Below are 10,881 nucleotides of genomic sequence, written 5' to 3' on the forward strand. Positions count from 1 at the left end.
GCGGCGCGGCCCGGCCACCGCTCAGGCGCGCGTGGTGTCCTTCGGCCCGCCGGCGGCTGCCGGCAGCGTGGCCGGGCGCAGGTCCGCGCCCTCCACGTCCACCCGCGGCAGCAGCCGGTCCAGCCAGCGCGGCAGCCACCAGGCGGCCTCGCCGAGCAGGGCGAGTACGGCGGGGACGAACGCCATCCGGACCACGAAGGCGTCGAAGAGCACGGCGCTCGCCAGCCCGAAGCCGACCATCTTGACCATGGAGTCCGCGCCCGTCATGAACCCGCCGAACACCGCCATCATGATCAGCGCGGCGGCCACCACGACCCGCGCGCTGTGCCCGAACCCGGTGGCGACGGCCTGCCCCGGCCGCTCCCCGTGCACGTACGCCTCGCGCATCCGCGAGACCAGGAACACCTGGTAGTCCATGGCCAACCCGAAGACGATGCCCACCAGGAAGATCGGCATCAGGCTCATGACCGGCCCGGTCTGCTCGACGCCGAAGACGCCGGCGCCGTGGCCGCGTTGGAAGACCGTGACGACCGCGCCGAGGGCGGCCAGCACCGACAGCAGGAAGCCGAGCGCGGCCTTGAGCGGCACCAGCAGCGACCTGAAGACCACCAGCAGCAGGACGAAGGCCAGCCCGACGACGACCACCAGGTACGGCACCAGGGCGTCCTGCATCTTCTGTGCGACGTCGATGTTGAGCGCGGTGGTACCGGTGACCGCGAAGGTGGCACCGGTCTCGGACAGGGCCGCCGGCCGCAGGGCACGGATGGCGTGTACGAGGTCCTTGGTGCGCTCGCTGGTCGGCGCGTACGCGGGCGTGACGGTCAACACCGCGGTGTCCCGGGCCCGGTTGAACTCGGCCGGGGAGACCGCGACCACGCCTTCGGTGCCGGTGATCCGGTCCGCGACCCGCCGCGCGGCAGCCGTCGGCCGTGCGGTCCCGCGCAGGTCGACCACGACGGCCAGCGGGCCGTTGAACCCGGGCCCGAAACCGTCGGCGAGCGCGTCGTACGCCCGCCGCTCGGTGGTCGAGGTGGGCTTCGCCTCGTCGCCCGGCATGCCGAGTTGCAGATCCGTCGCCGGCACCGCGAGCGCCCCGAGCCCGGCGACCGCGGCCACCAGCACCGGCACGGGGCGACGGAGCACGAAACCGGCCCACCGGGTGCTCGCCTTGCCCGCGGCGGGGGCACCGGCAGCGATGTTCACGGCCCCACCCCGTCCCGGCCGGCCCGCGCGGCCCGCGCCCGCCCGGCCGAATCGGATGCGCCGGGCACCACGGCCGGGCCGGCCACCACGGGCGCCCCCGCCCCCGGCGCCCGGGTCACCCCGTCGGTCCCGGCGGGCCAAAACCGCGTGCGGCCACCAGCCGAGCAGCGCCGGTACCAGGGTCAGCGCCACCAGCACGCCGACCGCGACCGCCCCCGCGGCGCCCAGGCCGATCTTGGTGAGCATCGGGACGCCCACCACCGCGAGGCCGGCCAGCGCGATGATGACGGTCAGCCCGGCGAAGACGACGGCGGCGCCCGCGGTGCCGGTGGCCAGCCCCACCGCCTCCTGCGGGCCGTGGCCGCGCCCGCGCTCCTCGCGGTAGCGGGAGACGATGAACAGGGAGTAGTCGATGCCCACGGCGATGCCGAGCATCATCGCCAACTCGCCAGTGGTCGACGACAGCCCGAGCGCACTGCCGAGCGCGGTGATCGCGAACATGCTCACCGCCACCCCGACCAGCGCGGTGACCAGCGGCAACCCCGCGGCGGCCAGCGATCCGAAGGTGATCAGCAGCACCACGGCGGCGACCCCGACGCCGAGCGCCTCGCCGACGCCGGCCGAGCCCTCGCCCTCCAGCGCGCTGCCGCCCGCCTCGACGGTCAGCCCGGCCGCCCTGGCCCGCTCGACGGCACCGGTCAACTGCTCGCGGCTGTCGTCGCTGACCTCGTCCTCCTTCACCTCGTACGCGACGGTGGCGTACGCCGTACCCGCGTCCTCACTCACCCCCTGGCCGGCGAACGGATCGGACACATCGGTCACTTGCGACCCGGCGGCCACATCGGTCAGCAGGGCCTCGATGGTCGCGCGGTACGCGGCCGAGGTGACCCGCTGCCCCTGCGGGGCGACGAAGACGACGCGGGCGCTCGCGCCGTCCGCCTCACCGCCCGGGAACCGCTCGTCGATGAGGTCGAACGCCTGCTGCGCCTCGATGCCCGGCATGGACGTCGAGTCCTCCGGGGGCTCCGGCGCATGGGCCGACGCGAAGAAGAGGGCGGCCAGCGCGGCCACCCACAAGAGCCCGACCCGGCGGCGGCGCCGATGCGCCCAACGCCCCATCCGAGAAAGGTAACTGGCCATACGAGAGGTCTCCGTAACTGCTCTGGGAACCCCTCAAGCCTTTCCGGCCGGCCCCGGCACGTCGTCCGCCGTGCCGACAATCCGGGCTACTCACTATCGAGTACGTCCGCCGCGGGCCGTCATCGCGCGCACGTACCCGGGCGGCTCCGCGCCGCGCACCCGGGCGCGTGCCCCCGCCCCGTGCCGGCGGGCGGCCCGGCCGGCTCAGCCCACCGCGGGCTGCTCCACCGGCGCCTGTGTGGCGGGTAGGTCGCGCTCGCTGCGCATCGGACTCGCGGCGAGGATGAGCCAGCAGGAGGCGACGATCGCCGTCATGATCCACACCGCGGACCGGTAGCCGACCACGTCCCCGAGCACACCGCCGAGCAGCGAACCGACCGGGATGGTGCTGTGGTTGATGACCATGGCCGTGGCCACCACCCGGCCGAGCAACTGCGGCGGGCAGTAGGACTGCCGGAAGCTGCCCACCACGATGTTGGCCACCGCGACGCCGATCCCGACGGCCAGCGCGCCCGTCACGAACAGCCAGACGCCCGGCCCCGGCGTGGTCAGCGGCATCAGCAGCGCGAAGGGCGCGGTGACCGCCTGGAAGACCAACAGCCCCCGGGCCGAGCCCACCAGGCGGCTGATCCGGGTGGCCAACAGCGCGCCCACGATGCCGCCGACGCTGCCGCTGGCCAGGACGAGCCCCACCATCGCCGGGCTGAGCCCGACGGTGCGCACCAGGAACACCACCTGCACGGCCTGATAGCCCATCAGCGCCATGTTGACCGTGGCGCCCCAGATCACCATCGGCCGCAGGTACCGGTCCCGGGCCACGAACCGCAGCCCCACCGCGATCTGCCGGCGCAGCGGGAGCCGTTCCGCGGCGGGCTCCTTGGCGGGCTCGACCACCTCGATCCGCGCCAGGCACACCGCGGAGACCAGGAACGTGACCGCGTCGACCACCAAGCCGGCGACCGTGCCGACGAGTTGGGCCAGCACGCCCATCGCGCCCGGCCCCGCGGCCCGGGTCGCGGCCTCGCTGCCGTGCAGCTTGGCGTTGCCCTCCATCAGGTCCCGGCCGTGCAGCACGGTCTTGACGTACGTGTGGTAGGCGGTCTTGAAGTACACCCCGGCGGTGCCGCAGATCAGGGCGACGACGATCAACTGGGTCAGGGTGAGCGCATCGAGCCAGGCCGCCACCGGAATGCTCACCAGCGCCGCGCCCGCCACCAGGTCACAGACGATCATCACCGACCGCTTGCGCATCCCGTCCACCCAGGCCCCCACCGGCAGCCCCACGACCAGCCAGGGCAGCCACACCGCAGCGGCGACCAGACCGACCGCGGTGGCACCCGCGTCCAGCGCCACCACCGTGATCAGCGGCAACGCCACCGACGTCATGCTGTTGCCCAACCCGCTGACGGTCTCGCCGATCCACAACAGCCGAAAGTCCCGCTGGGCCAACACGCCCCACCGTCTTCGGGACCGATCCGGCGTCTCCTTTGCCTCTGCCGTCTCTTCCGTCTCATTCACCCGACGAATCATGCACGCCGTACCAGCAACACGCTGTACCAGCCAACTGGTTGATCCGTCACATCGCGGTAATCGGACGCCGGGTGGGGTGGTTCGTACCGTTACGGGGTGTGGTGAGTTTGGCGGGGCGACGGGCCGGAGCAGCACCGGACGGTGGACCGGATCAGCGGAGGAGCGGTGGACCGGGACGCCGGCCCCCCACCTCGGATCGGTCCCGGCCGGATCAGGCCCGACTGATTCAGCCCGTACGCCGCAACAGCGCCAAGTACATCGCATCGGTGCCGTGCAGATGCGGCCAGAGCTGCACGTCCGGGCCTTCGCCCAGGTCGGTGACGCCGGGCAGCAGTGGGCGGGCGTCGATCCACTCGGCGCCGCCGGTGGCCTTGAGGACGTCGTCGACCACCGCCCGGGTCTCCGCCAGGTGCGGCGAGCACGTCGCGTACGCCACCACACCGCCCACCCGGGCCGCCGCCAGCGCCTCGCGCAGCAGTCCGCGCTGGAGCGGGGCGAAGCCCTCCAGGTCCTCGGGGCGGCGGCGCCAGCGGGCCTCGGGGCGGCGGCGCAGCGCGCCGAGCCCGGTGCACGGCACGTCCACCAGGACCCGGTCGAAGGCGCCGGGCCGCCAGGTCGGGCGGGTGCCGTCGGCGCAGATCACCTGGTACGGGCCGGGGTTGCCGGCCAGCGCCCTGGCCACCAGCCTGGCCCGGTGCGGCTGCTTCTCGGAGGCGAGCAGCGCCGCGCCACGCTCGGCGGCCAGCGCCGCGAGCAGGGCGGCCTTGCCGCCCGGTCCCGCGCAGCCGTCGAGCCAGCGCGCGTCCGCGCCGTCGAGCGGGGCGTTCGCCAGCGCCATGGCCACCAGTTGGCTGCCCTCGTCCTGCACGCCGGCCCGGCCCTCGCGGACCGCGTCGAACGCACCGGGCTCGCCGCCTTCGACGAGCCGTACGGCCTGTGCCGACCAGCGGCCGGGCAGCGCGCGGTCGGGCCCCGCAGCCGCCAGCAGCTCGGCCGCGGTGGACCGGCCCGGGCGGGCCACCAGCGTCACCTCGGGCCGTTCGTTGTCGGCCGCGAGCAGCGCCTCGACGCCCGCCCGGCCGCCGCCGAGCGCGTCCCACAGCGCGGAGACCACCCAGCGCGGGTGGGCGTGCATGACGCCCAGGTGGGCCTCGGCGTCCTCCTCGTAGGGCGGCGCGACGCGGCGCAGCCAGCCCTCCAGGTCGTCCGCTGCGATCTTCCTGAGCACGGCGTTGACGAACTTGGCCCGTCCGTCGCCGAGCACCACCCGGGCCAGTTCCACGCTGGCGCTGACCGCGGCGTGGGTGGGAATCCTGGTGCCGAGGAGCTGGTGCGCGCCCAGGCTGAGCACGTCGAGCACCGGCGGGTCCACCTCGCGCAGCGGCCGGTCGACGCAGTCGGCGATGATCTCGTCGTACGTGCCCTGCCAGCGCAGCGTGCCGTAGACCAGTTCGGTGGCGAGCGCCGCGTCCCTGGCGTCGAAGGAGCCGTCCTCCCTGGCCTTGCGGAGCAGCGGGGGCAGCACCAGGTTGGCGTAGGCGTCCCGCTCGTCGACGGCCCGCAGCGCCTCGAAGGCGAGCACCCGTACGGGGTCCTTCTTCGGCCGGCGGTAGGGCTTGGCTGGGCGGCGATCGTTCACGAAAGGTGCTCCGGAGCTGGGAAGACGAACGGGCCCAGCCTACGTGCCGGGGCGCGGCGGGCGCTTCAAGCCCCGGCGGCGGCTCACCCGACCGCCGGCCGCACCGCTTCGTGGACCAGCCGCAACTGCTCGTCCACCCCGGGCAGCCCGGGCAGCTCGCGCCCGGTGAACAGGCGCACCAGCGTCGGATCGACGATCGCACAGATCACGTGGTTGACCCCGGCCGGGCGGAGTTGGGTGCGGATCTGCTCCGCGCACTGGGCCGGCGTCCCGGCGACCGCGAGCCGCGCGACCACGCCCGGGTCGGTCAGCTCGATGCCACGGGCCGGGTCGCCGGCGCGCACGGCGGCCACCACCGGCCGCAGGGCGCTGGGGTCGACGCCGTTGCGCAGCAGTTGCTCGTCGGAGACGGCCGAGGCGTAGGGCCCGATCATGCTGCGGGCCGCTTCCCTGGCGAGCGCCCCGTCCGGGCTGGTGGCGAAGACCACCCAGGCGCCGATGTCCAGGTCACGCCAGTCCCGCCCGGCCCGTTCGGCACCGGTACGCAACTGGCGTACGGCGTACTCGTACGCCTCCCGCGTGGCGCTCATCGAATGGTGGCAGCCGTCCGACGACTCGCCCGCCGCGACGAACGACCTCGGCCCGCGCATCGCCCCCAGCTTCAGCGGCACCCGCTGCTGCACCGGCCGGGCGAAGGTGAACAGCCCCTCGTACGAGGCGAACGCGCCCCGCCGGGTGATGGTCCCCTCGTCGAGCAGGGTGCGCACCACGCCGAGCGCCTCCTTGACCCGGGCGAGCGGGCGGTGGGCGGCGGCGTCGATGCCGTACTGGGCGAGGAGGCCGAAGTTCCCGCTGGCGAGCACCGCCTCGGCCCGGCCACCGGAGAGCTCGTCCAAGGTGGCGAGCGCCTGCGCGATCAGCGTCGGCTCGCGCAGGGTGACCGGCGAAGCGCACGTGCCGAGCCGGATGGTACGGGTCTGCCCGGCGGCCACCGCGAGCAGTTGCCACGGGTCCTTGTGCCAGGTCTCGTCCGCGACGTAGCAGGCGTGGAAGCCCAGCGCGTCGGCCAGCCGGATGGAGGCGAGGGACTCGACCAGCGGGTAGTCGGGGAGCAGGGCGTAGCTGAACCGCATGGGCGCCGCCTCATCACAGCGGGAAGGGCCTGGGCAGGCGTACGGAGGAACTGAACACGCCGTGCGGACACGGGAGTTGGGACCCTCCGGACACCGTCCCGGAAAGTGTTGGCGGGCTTGCCCCGGCCTGTCCAGGGTGCGGAGGGGATGGGGCGGGTGGACACGGCCTGCGGTGAGACAGGTGCCCGCGGGGCCCGGACGCGGGGTGCGCGCGTGGGATGCGTACGCAGGGTGGGGCGAAGGGTGGGGCGAGGAGTGCGTACGCGAGGTGGGGGCGGGAGCGCGTACGCGAGGTGCCCCGCATGCCGCCGGGGCGCGGGGCGGATGCGGGGCAGCGCGGCAAGGGGCCGCGGCGGTTACGCCTCGAAGTGCTCCCCCGCCGCGATCCGCACCCCGCGCGCCCAGTCGGCGCCGGCCATCGGCTTCTTGCCCTGCGGCTGCACCCACAGCAGTTCGACGGCGTGGCTGCCGGTGCCGACGAACACGGCGTTCTTCGTCGCGGCCAGCTCACCGGGGGCGAGGTCGGTACGGTCGACGACCAGCCGTACGGACATCACCTTCAGCCGCTCGCCGCGGAACAGCGTCCAGGCCCCGGGCGCCGGGGCGCAGCCGCGCACCACCCGGTCCACCCGCAGCGCGGGCGCCGCCCAGTCCAGTTGGGCGTCCGCGACCTCGATCTTGGGCGCGAGCGAGACGCCGTCGGCGGGCTGCGGCACCGGCTGCAGGGTCCCGTCCTCGATGCCGTCCATGGTCGCCGCCAGCAGTCCCGAACCGGCGAAGGCCAGCCGTGTCAGCAGGTCACCACTGGTGTCGGTGGGCCGCACCTGCTCGGTGAGCACCCCGTACACCGGCCCGGAGTCAAGGCCCTGCTCGATCAGGAAGGTGGAGGCGCCGGTCATCTCGTCACCGGCGAGCACCGCGTGCTGCACGGGGGCCGCGCCGCGCCAGGCCGGCAGCAGCGAGAAGTGCAGGTTGACCCAGCCGTGGGCGGGGATGTCCAGCGCCACCTTGGGCAGCAGCGCCCCGTAGGCCACCACCGGGCAGCAGTCGGGGGCGATCTCGCGCAGCCGGTCAAGGAAGTCCGTGTCGCGCGGTTTGGCCGGCTTGAGCACCTCGATGCCGGCCTCTTCGGCGCGCTGCGCCACCGGGCTCGCGACCAGCCGCCGACCGCGCCCGGCGGGCGCGTCGGGCCGGGTGACCACGGCCACCACATCGTGCCGATCGGACGCGAGCAGTGCGTCCAGGGCGGGTACGGCGACCTCGGGGGTACCGGCGAAGACGAGCTTCATGTCTGGCGGACTACCTCTCACACGCTGCGGAACGGCGCCCCAGTCTAGGCCGCCGACCGCGCGCGGGCCCGGTGCCGGGCCCCCGCTGGGCCGAGCCCCGATCGGGGGGCGTACGAGCCCGGCCCCGCGCGCCCCGGACCGTGACCACGAGGGCGGCTGGGGCGTTGGTCAAGTCAGATTGACCGAAATCGGGCTGCTCCAGCGGCCCGATCCTTATTCCCTGTCAATTTCAACGCCGGTTCGAGAGGCTTGTTCATGGCCGACCACGCAACCCACGACGCCCAGGCTCGGGCCAGCCTCCATCTGCTGGTCCGGGACATCGAGCGGGTCCGGCGGCAGGTGGACGCACTGCGTACGCTCACCGCCCAGCTCGGCAACGTCTACCGCCCGCGACGCACCGGCCCGTCCGCGGGCTTCGTCGTCTACGGGCGGGCGCCGGCCCCCACCGTACGGCTGGCGCAGGAGCTGCGGGACAGCATCGAAACGCTGGTCACGGCCGCGGTGGATTTCGACCGTTCGCTGGGCTTCTCGTGGGACGCGGTGGGGTCGGCGCTCGGCGTCACCAAGCAGGCGGTGCACCGTCGGTACGGCAGCCGGCGCTCCGCCTCGTCCGCGGTCGGCGACAGTGAGGTGCTGCGCACGGCCGAGCGCCCGACGGAGACGGCCGTGCCCATCGTCCCCGCCGCCCGCTCCGTCCCGTCCCTCCCCGCCCTCCGCGAAGAGCCCCGCCCGGGCGCCCTCCCCGGCCCCCGCAACGGCTGACCACGCCCCGACTCCCCATCCCCCCACCTGCCCGACTCTCCCCCACCGCTCCCCGCTCTCCCACCCCGTACTTCCTCCCCCTCCCCACCGGCCCGGCGGCACCCCACCGCCGGGCCGGTGTGTTGTACGGGCCGGAGCGGGTCGGCCGTCGGCTACTGAGCCCGTACGCTCCGCCCGTACGCGTCCCGCCTCCGCAGCGGCCTACCCCACGGCCCGACCGGTCAGACCGGCTTCCGGCGCCGTCGCCCGGCGACCGGGCACAGCGGCGACCCCGCACCGGTACGGCACGCCGCAACCCACAGCCCCGCCCCTCACCCGATATCGGGCGGGTCCACCCGCACCCACACCGGCTCGCCCTGGCGTCTGGTCAGCCGCGTGGCCTGGGCCGACTTCAGTGCGCGGGCGAGTGCCGCGCCCTGGCCCGGGCGGACCCGGATCAGCGCGCGCTGCCACTCCTGCGCCCCGGCGGACGCCGCGACCGGCGGCGCGAGCCGCGACTCGGCACCGGCCGCCGCATCACCCGGTCGGCCGCCCCGGCCAGGACGCGGATCGGTCGCCGGCACCGGGCCGAGCACCTCAGCCGTGTCCGGCAGCTCCAGGAGGTCGAGCAGGTCCGCGACGGCTGCGCCGGGCCCGGAGACGGCCGCCATCCGGGAGACCGGCGGGAACCGCAGCTCGGCCCGCTCGGCCAGCTCCCGCGCCGCGTGCCCGGCCGGGTCCCAGCGCACCAGGGCCTGCACCGGGCGCAACGTCGGTTCGGCCACCACGGTCACCACCCCGCCCACGTCCTGCCCGCGCACCAGCGCCGCCGCCGCCAACCAGCGGCGCAGCGCCTCCTCACCGGCCCGCAGATCGGGCCGCGACAACAGGGCCCAGCCGTCCAGCAGCAGAGCCGCGGCATAGCCGGGACCTGCGGCGACAGGTTCGGCGCCGGGCGTGGCGACCACCAGCGCGGGGCGGTCGGGGACGGTCGTCCGTATGTGGTCGCCGCTCGACGACAGCACCGGCACCTCAGGGAAGGCCCGCCCCAGCTCCTCGGCCGTGCGCTGCGCGCCGACCACCTGCGCCCGGGTCCGCCGCCCGCCGCACTCGGGGCAGTGCCAGTCGGGGAACCCGGTCCCGCACCAGCCGCAGCACAGCGCCACGTCCGCGGCCGGCGCCTGGAGCGGCCCCTGGCAGCGGGTGCAGCGTGCGGGCGTACGACAGCGATCGCAGGCGAGCCGCGGTACGTACCCCCGCCGCGGCACCTGCACCAGGACCGGGCCGTGTCGCAGGCCCGCGCGCGCGGTCTCCCAGGCCAGGCTGGGCAACCGGGCGGCCCGGGCCGCGCCGTCCCGCCCCAGTTGCTCATCGCCGACCGTCCGTACCAACGGGGCCGCGGCGCGGGCGACTTCGCGCTCGGCCGCGAGCGGCAGCGCCCACCGGCTGTCCACGAGCTGCGCCGCCTCGACCGTACGGCTGACGCCACCCAGCAGGAACGCCGTCCGCTCGTGCGCGCTGCGCAACAGCAGCACCTCGCGGGCGTGCGGCTGCGGCGCGTGCCGCTCGCTGTGGTTGGCGTCGCCGTCGTCCCAGATCGCGACCAGGCCGAGCCGGTGCACCGGGGCGAACATCGCGGCCCGGGTACCGACCACGGCCCGCACCGCGCCCCGGTTGATCGCCAGCCAGCGGCGGTAACGCTCTTCGGGACCGCTGTCGGCGGTGAGCAGCGCGTGGCGGCCGGCGCCGAGCAGCGCGGTGAGCGCGGCGTCCACCCGCGCGGCGCTGCGCCCGTCGGGCATGACGGCCAACGCCCCGCGCCCGGAGGCGAGCGTGGCGGCCATCGCCCGGGCCAGCTCGTCCGGCCACTGCGGCCCCGGCAGCGCGGTCCACACCGCCCGCGGCGCATCGCCCCTGGCCAGCGCCTGCAAGAAGCTGGGCCCGTGCGGATAGCGCCGCCAGCCACCCGGCTCCGGCGGCCCCGGCGGTGGCAGTGGCGCCGGCGACGGCTGGGCCTCGACCCGGGCGTGCCGCTGCGGCACGGCGAGTTGCAACACGTCCGCGAGGGAACCCGCATACCGGTCGGCCACCAGCCGGCACACCGTGAGCAGCCCCGGCCCGAGCGCCAGCTCGGGCGAGAGGACCTGGGCGATGACGGCCAACCGCCCCCGGTAGTCGGATTAGGCCCCCCCCGCCCGGCTCTGTG

7 protein-coding genes are annotated in these 10,881 nt (G+C 75.2%); 1 reads left to right on the forward strand and 6 read right to left on the reverse strand.

Translation table 11 applies throughout. The features are described from left to right. Positions 1-21: 21 nt before the first annotated feature. The 5 genes from AAHZ94_RS18950 to fmt all read right to left on the reverse strand — a co-directional run bounded on the left by AAHZ94_RS18950 (position 22) and on the right by fmt (position 7,934). Positions 22-2,343, reverse strand: a complete 2,322-nt coding sequence (locus AAHZ94_RS18950; RefSeq protein ID WP_349994149.1) for an MMPL family transporter — start codon at positions 2,341-2,343, stop codon at positions 22-24. A 204-nt stretch (positions 2,344-2,547) separates the two neighbouring features. Continuing rightward, a complete protein-coding gene (locus tag AAHZ94_RS18955; protein ID WP_349994150.1) occupies positions 2,548-3,861 on the reverse strand; it encodes an MFS transporter in 1,314 nt (437 codons plus the stop codon). A gap of 238 nt (positions 3,862-4,099) precedes the next feature. Beyond that, positions 4,100-5,512 (reverse strand): RsmB/NOP family class I SAM-dependent RNA methyltransferase, encoded by a 1,413-nt coding sequence (locus tag AAHZ94_RS18960; protein ID WP_349994151.1) that lies wholly within the window; start codon positions 5,510-5,512, stop codon positions 4,100-4,102. Positions 5,513-5,595: 83 nt separating this feature from the next. Beyond that, a complete protein-coding gene (locus AAHZ94_RS18965; protein ID WP_349994152.1) occupies positions 5,596-6,645 on the reverse strand; it encodes an LLM class flavin-dependent oxidoreductase in 1,050 nt (349 codons plus the stop codon). Between the two features lie 356 nt (positions 6,646-7,001). Next, positions 7,002-7,934, reverse strand: a complete 933-nt coding sequence (fmt, locus tag AAHZ94_RS18970; RefSeq protein ID WP_349994153.1) for a methionyl-tRNA formyltransferase — start codon at positions 7,932-7,934, stop codon at positions 7,002-7,004. A gap of 255 nt (positions 7,935-8,189) precedes the next feature. Between fmt and AAHZ94_RS18975 the strand changes: the two genes are divergently transcribed. Beyond that, positions 8,190-8,696 carry a hypothetical protein gene (locus AAHZ94_RS18975; RefSeq protein ID WP_349994154.1) on the forward strand — a complete coding sequence of 169 codons (507 nt, stop codon included), beginning with the start codon at positions 8,190-8,192 and terminating at the stop codon, positions 8,694-8,696. A gap of 311 nt (positions 8,697-9,007) precedes the next feature. Here the strand turns inward: AAHZ94_RS18975 and AAHZ94_RS18980 are convergent, their stop codons facing one another. Then, positions 9,008-10,837: a primosomal protein N' gene (locus tag AAHZ94_RS18980; RefSeq protein ID WP_349994155.1), complete on the reverse strand. Its 1,830-nt coding sequence runs from the start codon at positions 10,835-10,837 to the stop codon at positions 9,008-9,010. Positions 10,838-10,881 lie beyond the last annotated feature (44 nt).

The sequence above is a fragment of the Streptomyces sp. HSW2009 genome, assembly GCF_040240285.1.
GTDB lineage: Bacteria > Actinomycetota > Actinomycetes > Streptomycetales > Streptomycetaceae > Streptomyces.